This is a genomic window from Candidatus Accumulibacter necessarius, from assembly GCF_036625085.1.
This window is the reverse complement of record NZ_JAZKUM010000001.1, coordinates 111403-128187: the sequence shown is the minus strand read 5'-3', so window position 1 is coordinate 128187 and position 16785 is coordinate 111403. Positions and strand designations below refer to the sequence as shown.

Below are 16785 nucleotides of genomic sequence, written 5' to 3'. Positions count from 1 at the left end.
GGCTGCCGCTCCAGCTCAGGCGAAACGCCACCCCGTGGCGCAGATTGGCGACCAGCGCCGGTCTGAAGCAGGCCAGTTTGCTGCCACTGTGTCGGCTCTGCACAGAAAACTCGGGGGATCACGCTCCCGCCGATCCGTCCCCGGCTGACGATCGGCCACCGATCCCCGACCCACTTCAGTCCGCCGCGTCGGGCTTGTCGCAGCACCATCCCGTGCTATAGTTGCAGCCCCTTGTTGGCCGGACGATCTCCGCTTGACGCTTCGTTTCGACGTTCTCATCATTGGCAGCGGCCTGGCGGGACAAGCCGCTGCACTGCGGCTTGCGCGAACCCGCAAGGTAGCGCTGATCAGCAAGCGCACCCTGGAGGACAGTGCGTCCAGTTGGGCGCAGGGCGGTATCGCAGCCGTGCTAGACAACCGCGACTCGATCGAGGCCCATATCCGCGACACGATCACCGCTGGTGCTTTTCTCAATGACGCACGCGCCACACGCTTTGTCATCGAGAACGGTCGGCGCGCGGTCGACTGGCTCATTGAACAGGGCGTTCCCTTCACCCGTGACGAAGGTGGTTACCACCTTGCCCGCGAGGGCGGTCACAGCGCGCGTCGCGTGATCCACGTCGCTGACACCACCGGCCTGGCGGTGCAGAACACCCTGACCAGCTTGATTCGTCGGCAACCAAACATCACCGTCCTGGAAAACCACATCGCTGTCGATCTGATTACCGGAGGAAAGCTGGGGCTGAATGAGCAGCGCTGTCATGGGGCTTACGTGCTCGACAGTACCAGCGGTGAGGTGTTGACGCTGGGCGCCAGAAACACCCTTATCGCGGCCGGCGGCGCCGGGAAAGTCTATCTCTACACCACGAATCCGGACACTTCAACCGGAGACGGGATCGCGATGGCGTGGCGTGCCGGCTGCCGGGTTGCGAATATGGAATTTATCCAGTTTCATCCGACCTGCCTCTACCACCCGCAGGCGAAATCCTTCCTGATCTCCGAGGCGGTGCGCGGCGAAGGCGGACGCCTGCTGCTGCCCGACGGCAGCCGTTTCATGCCCCGCCACGACCCACGCGGCGAACTCGCGCCGCGCGACGTCGTGGCCAGGGCCATCGACTTCGAGATGAAAAAGCGCGGGCTGGATTGCGTCTATCTCGACATCTCGCATAAACCCGCGGCTTTTCTCGCCGAGCACTTCCCGAACATTCTGGCGCGCTGCCTCGAACTGGGTATCGACATTGCCCGCCAGGCGATCCCGGTCGTCCCGGCCGCGCATTATACCTGTGGTGGCGTCGTCAGCGACCTGCGTGCACGCACCGATATCGCAGGTCTCTACGTCGCTGGCGAAGCTTCCTGCACCGGCTTGCACGGGGCCAATCGCCTGGCCAGCAACTCGTTGCTCGAATGCCTGGTATTCGCTGAAGCGGCGGCCAGTGACATCCTGCAACAGCCTGCAGGCGATCTGCCACCGCTGCCAGCGTGGGACGCCAGCCGCGTCAGCGACCCCGACGAGGAGATTGTCATCGCTCATAACTGGGATGAACTGCGACGCTTCATGTGGGATTACGTCGGCATCGTCCGCACCACCAAGCGACTGCAACGGGCACAGAACCGGGTCCGCCTGCTGGCGCGCGAGATCGACGATTTCTATTCGCATTTCAGGGTCAGCCACGATCTGATCGAACTTCGCAACCTGGTGGTGACCGCTGACCTGATCATCCGCTGCGCGCTACGTCGCCACGAAAGCCGCGGGCTTCATTTCAGCCGCAATTATCCGGAAACGCTGCCACGCGCGCGCAACACGGTGATCAGACGCCGTCCGCGACGTGGGCTTGAGGATTAGCCAGCCAACGCAGCCATACGCGCAGCAAACGGAACTGCTTTACCGACATGCTGTCTCGCAATAGCACAAGACTGTGCAACCGACCCTGACCGACGTCCCGCACGCGAAGAACGATCAACCAGGAAAAAACTGCCGAGTCTGGCTGCACCGTAACCGACCGCAAATCACCATCTGGGGAGAGAAACCCGAGTTCACCGTTCTCCGCCAGGCGCAGTCCGACGATTGTCGAAGGTTGCAGCGTGCGCCATGCCGACAGCACAACAGGCGGCAGAAGTGAGTAGCTGACCACTGCCGGCCAGGGCGTAAGGAACAAACTGCCGGCCGCCAGAACATGCAGCACGACCAAGAGCCAGGACAGCAGGCGAGAGCGGCGCAGTCCGATACGAATCGGAATTTCCACCAGCTCCTGCACCTCGCCCCGAGGCGGTTCTAGATTCGCCTGAAGGCAACCGTAGCGTTGGTGCCACCGAAACCGAAAGAGTTCGAGATCCCGACGTCGATCTTCAACTGACGTGCTTCATTGGCGCAATAGTCAAGGTCGCAGGACTCGTCCTGATTGAAGATGTTGATGGTCGGTGGCGAAACCTGATGGTGAATCGCCAGCACCGTAAACAAGGCCTCGATGCCGCCCGCGGCGCCCAACAGATGGCCGGTCATCGACTTGGTTGAATTGACCACCAGTTTGCTCGCATGCTGGCCAAAAGCGCGCTTGACGGCAACCGTCTCTGCTTTGTCGCCCAGCGGGGTCGAGGTTCCGTGCGCATTGACGTACTGTACGTTGTCCACATTGACGCCTGCATTCCGCAGGGCGTTGGTCATACAGCGCGCCGCGCCCTCACCATCCTCGCACGGCGCGGTGATGTGGTGGGCGTCGGCACTCATGCCAAATCCTGCCAGTTCGCAGTAGATCCGGGCGCCACGCGCCTTCGCATGCTCATACTCCTCAAGCACCAGCACACCAGCACCTTCACCGAGCACAAAGCCGTCACGATCCCGGTCCCAGGGGCGGCTTGCCGTCTGAGGGTCGTCGTTTCGCGTCGAGAGCGCACGCGGCGCACAAAACCCCCCCAGACCAAGCCGGGAGACGCAACCTTCGGCACCGCCGGCAATCATTATGTCGGCATCACCGTACTCGATCAGACGCCCGGCATCACCAATGCTGTGCGTTCCCGTCGAACAGGCGCTGACCAGCGAGATATTGGGCCCCTTGTAGCCACACATGATCGAAAGATTGCCGGAGATCATGTTGATGATCGAACCAGGAACGAAGAAGGGCGATACCTTGCGCACACCACCGGCGGCGAAGTCGTCGCAGGTGCTTTCGATCATCGGTAGACCGCCAATCCCTGAACCGATCGATACGCCGATCCGCTCCGGGACCATTGGCTGCCCGTCAAGTCCTGCATCCCGTATGGCCTCAATCCCTGCCGCCATGCCGTAATGGATAAATACGTCCATCCGGCGCGCCTCTTTCAGCGAAAGATACTGACCAACATCAAAACCCCGCACTTCTCCGGCAATCCGCACCGGAAAGGTGGAGGCATCGAAACGCGTGACCGGACCAATCCCCGAACGCCCTGCAAGGATGTTCTGCCAAGCTTCGGTAACCGAGTTGCCGACAGGAGAAACGATACCGAGGCCAGTGATGACGACTCTGCGACGTGCCAACTTGAACTCCGACGAATAGGACATGCGTGAGCAGGAACTTCCCTTTCACCAGCACTCCCTGCCGGACACGACCACTACACGGACCTGTCTGCAGGGACTCCGGCCAGCCAACTACTTCTTGTGAGCGGTCACGTAGTCGATGGCCTGCTGCACGGTGGTGATCTTCTCGGCCTCGTCGTCAGGGATCTCGCACTCGAACTCTTCTTCAAGCGCCATCACCAGTTCGACCGTGTCAAGCGAGTCAGCTCCCAGATCATCGACAAACGATGACTCATTCTTGATATCCGCCTCATTGACACCGAGTTGCTCGGCGACTATCTTCTTGACACGCTGCTCAATATTTTCCATCAATAGGTTCCTTCCCAAGGTTCAAATGTAAAACAAAACGCGCCATTCTAACAAAATGCCCGCAACTTACCAATTCTCACACCCAACCGCAATCACCCGTACGGGACCGGCCCTTCCGTCAGCCCATGAACATGCCACCGTTGACGTGAATCGTCGTTCCGGTGACATAGGCCGCCCCGGCTGAAGCGAGAAACGCCACCGCCGCTGCCACATCCAGCGGAGAACCGAGACGACCCAGCGGAACGTTCGCCAGCATGGCATCCTTCTGTCTGTCGTCGAGCGCCTTTGTCATGTCGGTATCGATCAAGCCAGGCGCAACGCAATTGACCGTGATGTTGCGACTGCCCAGTTCTCGCGCCAGTGCCCGGCTCATGCCGGTGACCCCTGCCTTGGCTGCACAGTAATTCGCCTGACCCGGGTTCCCCGCGTGACCGACGACCGAAGTGACATTGATGATCCGACCCTGCCTGGCTTTCATCATGCCGCGGATGACCGCCCGGGAAAGCCCGAAAACAGCTTTCAGGTCGGTATCGATGACCGTGTCCCAATCGTCGTCCTTCAGGCGCATGGCCAGGTTGTCACGCGTGATGCCTGCGTTATTGACCAGCACCGTGACCGCGCCATGGGCTTTCTCGATATGGCGGATCAGCGCATCGACCTGAGTCGCATCGCGCACTTCGAGCACGCAGCCCTCGCCCTTGCTCCCCGCATCGCTCAGAAACGCGGAGATTTTCGCAGCGCCCTCCGGGCTGGTAGCCGTTCCGATCACGGTGGCACCAAGCGCGCCCAATTCGAGCGCGATGGCCTGACCGATGCCGCGCGAGGCACCCGTGACGAGTGCAATCTGTCCATTCAGCATTGCCCTGGCTCCAGGGTGGCAAGGGTGGCTTCAATCGACGCCAGATCAGCCAGTGCAACACTCGTCAGGCCGTCGGCACAGCGCTTGGTAAGACCCGCGAGGACCTTGCCCGGTCCGCACTCGACCACCGTCGTGATGTCCATCGCCGCCATCTTGCGGATCGTCTCGACCCAGCGCACCGGCGAGTAGGCCTGACGAACCAGCGCATCCTTGATCCTCTCGGGGTCTGACTCGATGGCCACGTCGGCGTTGTTGATCACCGGTATATGCGGCGTGGCAAAGCTCAACTGCGCCAGACGGGCGGCCAGCTTGTCCGCCGCCGGCCGGATCAGCGAGGAGTGGAAGGGTGCTGAAACCGGCAGCAACAAGGCGCGCTTGGCGCCACGCGCCTTGCACGCTTCGCAGGCGCGCTCGACCGCGGCCTTGCTTCCGGCGATGACGGTCTGCCCGGGCCCATTGAAATTGACCGGTTCAACGACCCCGCCGGCGCCAACGGCGGCCTCGGCTTCGGCACAGGCGTCAGCAATCTTGTCGTCGTCGAGGCCGAGAATGGCCGCCATCGCACCGGCACCTGCCGGCACAGCTTCCTGCATCGCCGCCGCGCGCAGGCGCACCAGCGGCACCGCATCCGCGAAGGCAATAACGCCAGCGGCAACCAGTGCGGAATACTCGCCAAGGCTGTGCCCGGCAAGTACAGCGGGGACCTTTCCACCCCTGTCGAGCCACAGGCGATAGACCGCAACACCGGCGGTCAGCATTATGGGCTGGGTGTTGACCGTCTGCGCCAGGGCTTCGGCCGGCCCCTCCGCAAGCAATTGCCAGAGGTCCTGGCCGAGCACTGCCGCGGCTTCGTCGAAGGTGGCTCGAACAACCGCAGAGTCGCCATAGGCCGCCATCATGCCAGCCGATTGCGACCCCTGACCTGGAAAAACAAACGCGAACGCCATGATGACTCCCTTTAGAACTCGAACAGGACAGCGCCCCAGGTGAAACCGCCGCCAACGCCTTCGAGCAGGACCTTCTGCCCGGCCTGAATGCGCTGGTCGCGAACGGCCTCATCGAGAGCTAGCGGGATCGAGGCAGCAGACGTATTGCCGTGCCTATCAACGGTCACGATGACCTTGTCCATCGGCAGCTTCATTCTCCTGGCGGTGGCCTCGAGGATGCGAGTGTTGGCCTGGTGCGGAATCAGCCAGTCGATGCCCGAAGAAGGAATACCGGCAGCCTCGCAACACTCCTCGCCCACCTCCGCCAGAACGCGCACGGCAAACTTAAACACGGCCTGTCCGTCCATGCGCAGGAAAGGATCGCCAGTCACCTGCCCGCCGCAAACGCCGCCCGGTACCGACAGGATGCCGTGGTGCGCGCCATCTGCATGCAAAGCAGTGGCCAGAATTCCTGGTGTTTCGGACGCCTCCACCACAACCGCTCCCGCACCATCGCCGAAAAGGACGCAGGTGGCACGATCAGACCAGTCGAGAATGCGAGAAAACACCTCTGATCCAACGACCAGCGCCCGCTTGTGACTGCCTGAGCGGATAAACTTGTCGGCAATCGTCAGAGCATAAACGAAACCGCTGCACACCGCCTGGACGTCGAAGGCTGTTGCACCATGATTGCCCAACTTGCTTTGCAGCAGGCAGGCGGTGCTTGGGAAAATGAAATCCGGCGTCGACGTCGCGACGATGATCAGGTCGAGATCGGACGCTTCGAGTCCTGCGGCCACCAATGCCCGACGGCCGGCCTCTAGGCCCAGATCGCTGGCTGTCTGGCCGTCCTCGGCGAGGTGACGGAAACTGATGCCGGTGCGGCTCGTAATCCACTCGTCGCTGGTTTCGATGCCGCGACGCGCGAGGTCATCGTTGCTGACGGCCTGACCGGGCAGAAAACTGCCGATCCCGGTAATTCGGGCGAACATGCTATGCGATCTCCTGAAGCGGTTGTTGTTGCGCCATCCGTTCACTGATCCTTGCTAGAACACCACTTCGGGCCTCTTCGGCAGCTCGCTGCAGGGCGCAGGTAAAGGCCAGAGCATCCGCCGAGCCATGGCTCTTGACAACGATGCCCTTCAGGCCGAGCAAGGTAGCCCCGTTGTACTGCCGATGGTCCACCCGCTTTTTGAACCGCCTGAGCACCGGCATGGCTACCACGGCGGCCAGCTTGGTGAACAGACTGTGCCGGAATTCCTGGCGCAGGAAAGTGGCCAGCAATTGCGCCAGGCCTTCCGAAGCCTTCAGCGCGACATTGCCGACAAAGCCATCACACACGATGACGTCGGCTTCGCCCTTGTAGAGTCCGTCACCTTCAACATTGCCGACAAAATTCAGGCCGGAGTCCCAAAGCAGTTCGGCTGCGCGCTTGACCACGTCATTGCCCTTGATCTCTTCCTCACCGATGTTAAGGATCCCGACCGTTGGTCGATCGCGGTGTTCGATCGCGGAGACCAGGGAAGCGCCCATGATCCCGAACTGCAGCAGGTGGCCGGGACTGCAATCGACGTTCGCACCCAGGTCGAGCACGTGCGTGTGCCCGGCAAGCGTCGGCAGAACTGCGCAGATCGCCGGGCGGTCGATGCCGGGCAGCATCTTGAGGACAAAGCGCGAAATGGCCATCAGCGCGCCGGTATTGCCAGCCGAAACGCAGGCATCCGCCTCGCCCTGCTTGACCAGATTGATGGCGACCCGCATCGAAGAGTCTTTCTTGCTGCGGAGCGCCAGCGCTGGCGACTCATCCATGGCGACCACTTCCGTGGCATGGCGAACGGCAACGCGACCGACCGCAGCGTCGCCAAGAAAGGGCCGAATGCTCTCGGCAAGACCAACCAGGATGACGCGCACGTCGGCATGATCGCGCACGAAACCAAGCGCCGCCGGCACGGTCACCGAGGGCCCGTGGTCCCCTCCCATGCAGTCGACAGCGACGGTAATGGTCATCGGCTGACGGACAAAAGAAAAGGCAGGCAGCTCACCATTCGGGAAAGCTACCTGCCCAATCCGGAGAAATCACTCGCCAGAACCCTTGACGACTTTCTTGCCCCGATAAAAACCCGAGGGGCTGATATGATGCCGCAAATGAACCTCGCCAGTCGTCGGCTCGACAGCCAGCGGCGCGCCGGGCAACGAATCATGCGCACGATGCATACCACGCTTGGATGGGGATTTCTTGTTCTGTTGAACAGCCATAACTGACTCCTAGAATCAAATTCACTAAGCCTTGCCGTGCAAACCGGCGAGGACTGAAAACGGTGACACTGCCGCCGACCCTTTCCCACTGCCCGGCAGCGCGCAGTCGTCATGACGCGGCGCGGTCGGCAGCGCCAGGAGGATTTCATCCTCGATCAGAACGGCCACATCGAGTTCTCGCTGATTGGGAAGAAAATCCCTGGAGTCGTCCTCCAGTTCCTCCTGCGTCAGATCACCGTCACTATCGACGAATTCCAGCACGCTACGCAGCTTCAGCCGGTACGCCATCGCCTCAAGACAGCGCTGGCAACATAATGCCAGCACCCCATCGACCTCAAGCAGCAACTGTGAGCGCTTGCTCGTCCCAATCCTGCCCGCAACCCTAAAAGCCAGGCAACCGGCGGAATCAGTCAACAGATCCGACAATCGCGTCAGCGTCGCGATGGGCAATTCGCCTTGCAGCGAACCTCCTTCACGTCCAAAATTCCGGCTGTCTATTAGGACACGTCGCGACATAAGGGGCGCATGATATTATTTTCGGCTTTTGAAGTCAAAGCAGCGACGCTTCAAAACAAGGTATATCCTGATTTTTTCCGCTTGGCCAATGTGTTTGTGCTGCATTTCTCCCCCAGATGACCACACCGCCGCTGATTCTCGCCTCGACCTCTCCGTTCCGACGGCAATTGCTTGCCCGCCTTGGCTTGCCTTTTGAAGCCGCCAACCCGGCGGTCGACGAGGCGCTCCTGCCAGGCGAAAAGCCGGAAGCGGGTGCACTGCGTCTTTCGGAAGCGAAGGCCCGTGCTGTCGTCAGCTTGCACCCCGATGCCTTGATCATTGGCAGCGACCAGGTGGCCTGTCTTGACGGCCAAGTTTTTGGCAAACCGGGAACGCACGAAAATGCCGTGCGCCAGTTGCAGACGATGCGAGGACGCCGCGTCAACTTCTTCACTGGTCTGTGTCTTCTCGACGCAAGCAGTGGCAGGGCACATCGGCGCGGCGTACCGACGCTGGTCACCTTCCGTGACCTGACGGACACTGAAATCGAAAGCTACCTGCGCCAGGAGCAACCTTACAATTGTGCTGGCAGCGCGAAGTCGGAGGGCCTGGGAATCGCCTTGATTGCCAGGATCGATGGCGAAGACCCCAACGCGCTGATCGGACTGCCGCTCATCGCGCTCTGCGATCTGCTGCGACTCGAAAACGTGCCCGTAATCCCGTCATTGCCGTAGGCCTGAGATGGCTAGTCGTTCATGAAAGCCGGCAGGCTTTATCTGATCCCGGTTCCGCTCGGCCCGAGTCCGCTGCTCGGCAGCCTGCCGGAACCGGTTCTTGCGAGGGCCCGCGGGCTCAAGCACTTCGTTGCTGAAAACGCGAAGACAGGCCGCGCCTTCCTCAAGGCACTACCTTGCGATTCGCCGCTGCAACAGATCACGATTCGCGAACTCAACGAACATACGCCGGCCAACGTCCTGCCGGAATTGTTGTCACCGGCACTGTCCGGAAGCGACCTCGGGCTGATCTCGGAGGCTGGATGCCCCGCGGTCGCCGACCCTGGCTCCGCCCTCGTTGCGCTGGCCCATCGGGAGGGCGTGCAGGTCATCCCGATGGTCGGCCCCTGCTCGCTCGTGCTCGCCTTGATGGCCTCAGGACTAAGCGGCCAGAGCTTCGCGTTTCACGGCTACCTGCCAAGCGAAGCGCAGGAAAGGGAAAAGCGCCTGCGAGAACTGGAGAAGGAATCGCGACAGCAGCAACGAACCCAAATCTTCATCGAAACGCCCTACCGCAACCGCCAAATGCTGGCGTCGCTGATCAACACCTGTGCGCCAGGCACGCGCATCTGTGTTGCCACGGATCTGACGCTGGCAGAGGAGCAGATCACCACCCGCCCGGTTGCCGACTGGCGGCGCCAGCAGCTACCGGAGACCAACCGCCGACCGACGGTCTTCCTGTTGCAGGCCTAGCGAACGCGTCGCGTCACCGGTCATCAACGAAACATCAGGCGGCCAGCGCCAAGCAGGGAACCCACGACACCGTCTGTCGAGTCGGCACGGAAACGCCTGGCAAAACGTTCCGCGATATTCTCCCTGATCGTGAATTCGACGATCCTGTCGGCCTTGATCACGTCGCGCGCCACCGAGCCCACCGTACCAAGACCATCGGCAAGACCCAGGCCAACACTTTGACTGCCGGTCCACATCAGGCCACTGAACAACTCCGGCGTATCCTTCAGCCTGTCCCCGCGCCCGCGCCGAACGACGTCGATGAACTGCTCGTGGATCTCGCGCAGCAAGACTTGGGCGTGCGCCTTCTGCTTCGCGTCCTGGGGCGAGAACGGGTCGAGGAAGCCCTTGTTGTCGCCGGCAGTCAGTAGCCGACGTTCTATGCCGAGCTTCTCCATTGTCCCGGTAAAGCCGAAAGCGTCCATCAAGACCCCAATCGAACCGACGATGCTTGCCTTGTCGACGAAGATCTTGTCCGCGGCAGCGGCGATGTAGTAACCGCCGGAAGCGCAGACATCCTCGACCACCGCATAAAGCGGGATCTGAGGGTGCTTGGTACGCAGCCGACGAATCTCGTCATGGACAATGCCTGCCTGGACCGGACTGCCACCGGGGCTGTTGACCCGCAGGATGACACCGGCCGTCCGCTTGTCGGCAAATGCCTCTTCCAGCGCATTGTTGATATTCTGCGCGCTGGCTTCCCCCTGCGCCTCGATCGTGCCATGCAGATGAATGACCGCCGTGTGCCTGGCGTCGGCCAGCTGCTCGGAGCCGCCCCAATCAACCACCATGACCAGCACCGCAATCAGATAGGACAAGCCGGCCAGCTTGAAAAAAATGCCCCACCGCCGCTTTGCCCGCTGCTCCCGCAACGCCGCGAAGGCGACCTTTTCCAGCAACTGCCGTTCCCAGGGTGGTTCGTTTTCAGTGGTACTCAAGATATCTGCTCACTCGGGGTGAAATAAACCTCGCCATCACGTTCTTCGACGGGTAGCGGCGTCAGGCCTCTGCCGTTACAGCGACCCCCCAGACAGCGGCCGTCCTGCGGCGAGTAAATCGCGCCATGTGTCGCGCACATCAAGTATAACTTGGAATCATCGAAGAACTCGTTCTGCTGCCAGTCAAGTTCGATCGGAACATGCCCACAGCGATTGAGGTAAGCAAACGCGCGACCCTGAAAACGCACCGCAAACGCCGCTTCTTCCGTGCCGCGCCAGTCAACGGTAAAGCGGACCCCCGGACCACCGTCAGCCAGATCGGCGGCGAGACAGATCAGGCGTGCGTTCGCAGCCATTCGGACAGTTCCTCCAGTCCCTGTATGAGAGCCAGCGGCCGCTGCTCAGCCAGCGCATCCGCCGGATGCGCGCCATAAGCCACGGCCACGCAGGAAACGCCAGCGTTGTTTGCCATTTCCAGATCGTGCGTCGTATCGCCAATCATTAGAGCCCGCCCGGGTCCAACCGCCAACTCTTCGAGCAACTCCTCGAGCATCTGCGGATGCGGCTTCGAAAAACACTCGTCGGCACAGCGCGACGCGTGGAAATACTTGCCCAGCCCGCTCAACTGCAGGGCACGGTCCAGACCGTGCCGGCTCTTGCCGGTCGCGACCGCGAGCAGGAAGCCCGCCGCCGAGAGCTCGGCAATCAACTCCTCAACTCCGTCAAACAACTGCAACTCGTGGTCGTGCGACAGGTAGTGGCAGCGGTAGCGTTCAACCATCTCGGGATATCGTTCTTCAGGCAAACCAGGCAGGGCGTGCGCGAGGGCGTCACGCAGGCCAAGTCCGATCACGTGCCGCGCCCGCTCGTCCGGCGGAGCGGGCAGACCAAGATCACCACAGGCGGCCTGGATGGCAGCGACGATAGCGCCCGCAGAATCGAGCAGCGTACCATCCCAGTCAAACACCAGCAGCTCAAACCTTTTCGCCATACTCCTGCCTTTCCTTCGCCGAAATACCCTGCACGAAGCCATTCAACGCTACCGGCAGAGCCGCCTCGACGACCAGCTCGCTGCCGTCCAGCGGATGCGCCAGGCGCATCCTAGAGGCGTGCAGGAACATGCGCTTCAGCCCTTCTCTGGCCAGCGCCTTGTTCAGCATGAAGTCGCCATACTTCTCGTCACCGGCGATCGGATACCCGAGATGCGCGAGATGAACGCGAATCTGGTGCGTTCGTCCCGTTCTCAACTCGGCCTCCAGAAGACTGAAGCGTTCCCAGCGCGCTAGCAGCCTGAAGATCGTATGCGCCGCCTTGCCCTCCTCCGAAACGCGGACCCGGCGCTCACCCGAGGCCTGCACATACTTGAGCAATGGTAGCCGAACATGACGCAGCGGATCCATCCAGCGGCCGGAAACCAGAACCAGGTAGCGCTTGTCGGCTCCGCGTCCTCCGCCGGCCGCGCCTTCACGGAACATCTCGTGCAGTGCAAGCAGCGCCGAGCGTTTCTTGCCCAGCAACAGAATCCCCGAGGTTTCGCGGTCAAGCCGATGTGCAAGTTCGAGAAAGCGCGCCTGCGGCCGCTGCCGTCGGAGCGCCTCGATGACCCCGAAGCTCTCGCCGCTGCCCCCATGCACGGCGATCCCGGCCGGCTTGTCGACCACCAGCAAGCCCTCGTCTTCGTACACCACCGGCAGATGCACCTTCAGTTCAGCGCCGGAGACAACTTCCTGTTCGACGCTGGCAACCCGCAAGGGCGGAATACGCAGCAGGTCTCCGCTCTGCAGCCGATAGGAAACCTCGACGCGCCGGCCATTCACTCGCACCTGACCACTACGCACGATGCTGTAGAGGTGGCTCTTGGGCACGCCCTTGCATTGCTTCAGCAGCAGGTTATCGAGCCGCTGCCCGGTCTCATTCTCGGTGATTAGCTGATGGGTAACGGAGTTTTTGCTAACTTCGGCCATTTTGAATATACTTCACTTGATTTGCGTCTTGAGTTGAAAGAGGCGCTGACCCGTGAGACCGTCGAGCGACGCCGATTCTGAAGTTATTGCGACGCCCTTTGCGGCAGGCCTCAGCCGCCTCGCTTGCGCCATTTGCGCAGGATCACTCAACGTCAATCACCTGGTTAAGTACGCTCACCACAAAGTAGCGATACTACTTGAACTGCGCGCGCCTAGCACCTGTGGAGCGGCCCAGGCAGATTCCCGAGCCCTTGTCTTTCAAGGCCCGACGAGCAATCGAGTCGGCGAGATACCCCTATTGGTTGAAGTACCGGAAAGCCCCCCAAGCGCCCCGCCGACAACTGATCTGTTGCTGCCTGAACAAGGCTCCGCCCCCGTGAAAGCGCGCGGGAGCCCAAATTATGAAACGCATGCTCTTCAACGCAACGCAGGCCGAGGAACTCCGCGTTGCCATTGTCGACGGTCAGAAGCTCATTGATCTGGACATTGAATCGGCCAACAAGGAGCAAAAAAAGAGCAACATTTATAAAGCGGTCATTACCCGCCTGGAACCCAGCCTAGAAGCGGCGTTTGTCGATTACGGATCGGAAAGGCACGGCTTTCTGCCCTTCAAGGAAGTCTCCCGCACCTTTTTCCAACCCGGCGTAGACGCGGGTCGTGCGACGATCAAGGAAGCCCTGCGCGAAGGCCAGGAACTGATCGTCCAGGTCGACAAGGACGAGCGCGGCAACAAGGGCGCCGCGCTGACGACCTTTGTCAGCCTCGCCGGCCGCTACCTGGTCCTGATGCCGAACAACCCGCGCGGCGGCGGGGTCTCGCGCCGCGTTGAGGGCAGCGAGAGGACCGAACTGCGCGAAGTGATGGACCAGCTGGACGTGCCGCAGGGCATGAGTCTGATCGCCCGCACGGCAGCGATCGGACGCAGCGCCGAAGAACTGCAATGGGACCTCAATTACCTCCTGCAACTGTGGAAAGCCATTGAAGCCGCGGCCCAGCAGCAGAAGGGGGCCTTCCTGATCTACCAGGAGGGTAGCCTAGTCATCCGCGCCATCCGCGACTACTTCCAGCCCGACATTGGCGAAATCCTGATCGATACCGACGAGGTCTTCGAGCAGGCACAGCAGTTCATGGAACATGTAATGCCGGGGACCGTCAATCGCATCAAGCGCTACCGCGACGACGTCCCTCTGTTCTCTCGCTTCCAGATCGAGCATCAGATCGAATCCGCCTACTCACGTCAGGTCAGCCTCCCTTCGGGTGGCGCAATCGTCATCGACCATACCGAGGCACTGGTTTCGGTCGATGTCAATTCGGGCCGCTCGACGCGCGGCGCTGACATCGAGGAGACGGCGCTGAAGACCAATCTTGAGGCCGCCGAAGAAGTCGCCCGGCAGCTACGCCTGCGAGATCTGGGTGGCCTGATCATCATCGACTTCATCGACATGGAGAATCAGCGCAATCAGCGCGAAGTCGAAAACCGCGTGCGCGAGGCGTTGCGGTATGACCGCGCCCGCGTCCAGACGGGCAAGATCAGTCGCTTCGGCCTGCTCGAGCTGTCGCGCCAGCGCCTGCGTCCGGCACTCGCTGAAACCAGCTACATCCCCTGCCCGCGTTGTTCGGGCACCGGCCACATCCGCAGCACCGAATCCGCCGCGCTGCACATCCTGCGTATTCTCGAAGAAGAAGCAATGAAGGACAACACGGCCGCCGTTCATGCGCAGGTACCGGTTGACGTTGCGACCTTCCTGCTCAACGAAAAGCGTACTGATGTCCAGGCGGTCGAACTCCGGCACAAGGTCACCATCGTCCTGATTCCCAATATCCACCTCGAAACGCCCCAGCACACCTTTGTCCGCCTGCGGCAGGACGAAACCGGCCCGGAAAGTCTGCCGCCGGCATCCTACCGGATGGTTGCGCTGCCAACAGAGGATGAGAGCAAGGACACCACGCCAGCTGGTGAGACAAAGACACCACGAGCGGAGGCGGCAATCAAGGGCATGACGCCATCGCAACCGGCACCGATCGTAGCCGACAAGCCAGCGCCTGAGGCGGCGGCACCTGATACCGCTGCCAGCCGCTTTCTGAAGAGGATCGTTTCGTGGTTCCGCCACAAGGAGGCACCCAAACCCGCTGCCGAGTCCCCGCCGACACCACGCGCCCGGCCACCTGCCCGTGACGCGATGCGCGACCCGCGCCGGGGCAGTGTTCGCGGCCCTCGCCGCGACGAGACGCGTGAGCTGCCAGAGACGCGCGGCAACCGCGCGCAGAACGAAGCGCCACAGACCGCAGCACCGGCCCGCGGCGAGGCGCAGAAACCTCGGGAACCCCGCGAGCCGCGCGAAACAGGGGCGGCGCGGGAGCCTTCTGTCGCACGTGAGCCGCGTCGCCCGCGAGCGGAACCGCGCACCGAGCGCAAACCACAAACGCCCGCACCCGTCGTTGCAGACAGCACCATCCTTCCACCGGTTACTGCCCCCGCAGCAGTTCCGGCAAACCCGTCCGAGCAGACCAGCGAAGAGTCCGGCAACACCCCCCGTCGCCGTGGGCGTCGGGGCGGCCGCCGCGAGCGCGGCGAGAGGACCGAGACCCCACTCGCCGCCCAGAGCGGCGCGATAGCTGCGGTGACTGACCTGAGCAGCAGCGGCCAAGTGGAAAGCGGTGCAGTAACGCCGGTCGCAGCCAGCCCTGAGGAAGACAACGCGTCACCGGATGCCGCCAGCGCTGCGGCTTCTCCAGTTCTTGCCACTTCTGACGAAGCTCAAGGTACAGTTGCAGGCATCGCTCCGGTCGTCCTGATCGAACCGCTGACGATGGTCGAGCTGCCAGGAGCCCCGGAAACCGAGGCGCCCGTAGCTCTATCGGCCGCCACAGAGACCCCGGTCGTAGCCGACGCCCAGCCAGTGGTCGAAGCCCAGGCTGCCGAAACACCGGCAAGCGGCGAAGCCGCGGCAGTCGTCGACCAGCTGCCGCCGCTGGAACCTGCCCAGACTTTCAATCCCGTTGCCGTCAGTACGTCATCGATCAGCCGCCAGCAAACGTTCGAGGAGAGCGGCCTGATCATGGTGGAAACGAGCCGGGACAAGGCGCAGCCGTTGCCTCAGGAATTCGGCAACAACCAGGCGGCGCCCGCCCCACGCCGCAGGCGGGCCCCGGCGGCGATTCCGGACGAGCCACTGGTGATGGTCGAAACACGGAAGTAGACTGGAGACTCTGAGCGAAGGCCCCTACTCTGCTGCGCAGGACACCGCGCAGCAGGTCAACAAGACCGTCCGCAGGCATAGAAAGGCCATGCAGGCCAGCCACGGTAATCCAGGAGAAGCCGATGCAACTGTCTCTCGTCGTCTCGTTTTTCGCGCTGGTCGCTGCGCTGCCGGGTCCGAATGTCGCCCATGCCCAAAGCAAGGGACAATCGCCTGCCGAATACCGCGTTGGCGATCGACTGGCTAAGGACAAGGCCGCCTCGCAGGCCTACCGTCAGATCGAATGGGACGACCTGATCCCGAAGGGCTGGGACCCGATGGCTGCCTTCAAGGGACTCGACCTCGCCCGCCTAAAGGATAATGACCCGAAAGCGCAGGAAGCACTCGAAAAAATGAGATCGGCCTGGGATCAGGCGCCGGTCGAGACGGCACTGAATGGACAACGAGTGCGCATTGCCGGTTTCGTCGTTCCTCTCGAGCGCAAGGGAGAACAGATCCTCGAGTTCCTGCTGGTGCCGTACTTCGGTGCCTGCATCCATGTGCCGCCACCGCCAGCCAACCAGATCATTCACGTCATCCCAGAAAAACCCGTCACCGGAATGCGCACCATGGATGCAATGTGGGTCAGTGGCACGCTCAAACTCGATCGTTCCGAAACCGGCATGGGCGTTTCTGGTTACCGTCTGCGCGGCGAAGCTCTCGCCCCGTACACCCGGCCGAAGACCTGAGCGGCTAGCCCTCAGCGCCTCCCCAGAGGAGGCCTGCCAGGCGACCCGTCAGTAC

18 protein-coding genes are annotated in these 16785 nt (G+C 61.9%); 5 read left to right on the top strand and 13 right to left on the bottom strand.

From position 1 onward, the window contains the following. The first annotated feature begins 253 nt into the window (after positions 1-253). A complete protein-coding gene (gene nadB / locus V5B44_RS00660; protein ID WP_332357217.1) occupies positions 254-1843 on the top strand; it encodes an L-aspartate oxidase in 1590 nt (529 codons plus the stop codon). Here the strand turns inward: nadB and V5B44_RS00655 are convergent. From V5B44_RS00655 to V5B44_RS00615, 9 genes are all read right to left on the bottom strand, one after another. Further along, a complete protein-coding gene (locus V5B44_RS00655; protein ID WP_332357216.1) occupies positions 1809-2255 on the bottom strand; it encodes a protein YgfX in 447 nt (148 codons plus the stop codon). The genes nadB and V5B44_RS00655 overlap by 35 nt on opposite strands. 17 nt (positions 2256-2272) lie before the next feature. Beyond that, positions 2273-3511, bottom strand: coding sequence for a beta-ketoacyl-ACP synthase II (gene fabF / locus V5B44_RS00650; protein WP_332357215.1), 1239 nt, complete (start codon positions 3509-3511; stop codon positions 2273-2275). Positions 3512-3622: 111 nt separating this feature from the next. After that, on the bottom strand, positions 3623-3859 hold the full coding sequence (acpP, locus tag V5B44_RS00645) for an acyl carrier protein (RefSeq protein WP_034899680.1): 237 nt from the start codon (positions 3857-3859) through the stop codon (positions 3623-3625). A gap of 118 nt (positions 3860-3977) precedes the next feature. Next, positions 3978-4718: a 3-oxoacyl-ACP reductase FabG gene (fabG, locus tag V5B44_RS00640; protein WP_332357214.1), complete on the bottom strand. Its 741-nt coding sequence runs from the start codon at positions 4716-4718 to the stop codon at positions 3978-3980. Beyond that, complete coding sequence (fabD, locus tag V5B44_RS00635) at positions 4712-5665, bottom strand: ACP S-malonyltransferase (RefSeq protein ID WP_332357213.1); 954 nt, start codon at positions 5663-5665, stop codon at positions 4712-4714. Before fabD ends, fabG begins: the two co-directional genes overlap by 7 nt. 11 nt (positions 5666-5676) lie before the next feature. Continuing rightward, on the bottom strand, positions 5677-6636 hold the full coding sequence (locus tag V5B44_RS00630) for a beta-ketoacyl-ACP synthase III (protein ID WP_332357212.1): 960 nt from the start codon (positions 6634-6636) through the stop codon (positions 5677-5679). Between the two features lies 1 nt (position 6637). Beyond that, complete coding sequence (gene plsX, locus V5B44_RS00625) at positions 6638-7651, bottom strand: phosphate acyltransferase PlsX (protein WP_332357211.1); 1014 nt, start codon at positions 7649-7651, stop codon at positions 6638-6640. Positions 7652-7720: 69 nt separating this feature from the next. Then, entirely contained in the window at positions 7721-7900 is a 180-nt protein-coding gene (gene rpmF / locus V5B44_RS00620) for a 50S ribosomal protein L32 (protein ID WP_332357210.1), read from the bottom strand. A 24-nt stretch (positions 7901-7924) separates the two neighbouring features. Continuing rightward, a complete protein-coding gene (locus tag V5B44_RS00615; protein WP_332357209.1) occupies positions 7925-8350 on the bottom strand; it encodes a YceD family protein in 426 nt (141 codons plus the stop codon). Between the two features lie 182 nt (positions 8351-8532). On the opposite strand from V5B44_RS00615, the gene V5B44_RS00610 reads away from it, so the two are divergent. Beyond that, the gene (locus V5B44_RS00610; protein ID WP_332357208.1) at positions 8533-9129 is read left to right on the top strand and encodes a Maf family nucleotide pyrophosphatase; all 597 of its coding nucleotides are present in this window, start codon (positions 8533-8535) and stop codon (positions 9127-9129) included. A gap of 21 nt (positions 9130-9150) precedes the next feature. After that, positions 9151-9861: an SAM-dependent methyltransferase gene (locus V5B44_RS00605; protein WP_332357207.1), complete on the top strand. Its 711-nt coding sequence runs from the start codon at positions 9151-9153 to the stop codon at positions 9859-9861. Positions 9862-9884: 23 nt separating this feature from the next. Here the strand turns inward: V5B44_RS00605 and V5B44_RS00600 are convergent, their stop codons facing one another. Genes V5B44_RS00600 through V5B44_RS00585 form a run of 4 tightly spaced genes read right to left on the bottom strand, consistent with a single transcriptional unit; the run spans position 9885 to position 12802 of the window. Beyond that, positions 9885-10838, bottom strand: a complete 954-nt coding sequence (locus tag V5B44_RS00600; RefSeq protein WP_332357206.1) for a S49 family peptidase — start codon at positions 10836-10838, stop codon at positions 9885-9887. Next, positions 10835-11194 (bottom strand): Rieske (2Fe-2S) protein, encoded by a 360-nt coding sequence (locus V5B44_RS00595; protein ID WP_332357205.1) that lies wholly within the window; start codon positions 11192-11194, stop codon positions 10835-10837. The genes V5B44_RS00600 and V5B44_RS00595 overlap by 4 nt, the downstream gene beginning before the upstream one ends. Beyond that, positions 11173-11829 carry an HAD family hydrolase gene (locus V5B44_RS00590; RefSeq protein ID WP_332357204.1) on the bottom strand — a complete coding sequence of 219 codons (657 nt, stop codon included), beginning with the start codon at positions 11827-11829 and terminating at the stop codon, positions 11173-11175. Before V5B44_RS00590 ends, V5B44_RS00595 begins: the two co-directional genes overlap by 22 nt. Then, the gene (locus V5B44_RS00585) at positions 11813-12802 is read right to left on the bottom strand and encodes an RluA family pseudouridine synthase (protein ID WP_332357203.1); all 990 of its coding nucleotides are present in this window, start codon (positions 12800-12802) and stop codon (positions 11813-11815) included. The genes V5B44_RS00590 and V5B44_RS00585 overlap by 17 nt, the downstream gene beginning before the upstream one ends. Before the next feature lie 401 nt (positions 12803-13203). Here V5B44_RS00585 and V5B44_RS00580 point away from each other — a divergent pair, with 401 nt between their 5' ends. Both V5B44_RS00580 and V5B44_RS00575 read left to right on the top strand, forming a co-directional pair. Beyond that, positions 13204-16002, top strand: coding sequence for an Rne/Rng family ribonuclease (locus tag V5B44_RS00580; protein WP_332357202.1), 2799 nt, complete (start codon positions 13204-13206; stop codon positions 16000-16002). Positions 16003-16124: 122 nt separating this feature from the next. Beyond that, on the top strand, positions 16125-16730 hold the full coding sequence (locus V5B44_RS00575; protein ID WP_332357201.1) for a DUF3299 domain-containing protein: 606 nt from the start codon (positions 16125-16127) through the stop codon (positions 16728-16730). Positions 16731-16785: the final 55 nt, after the last annotated feature.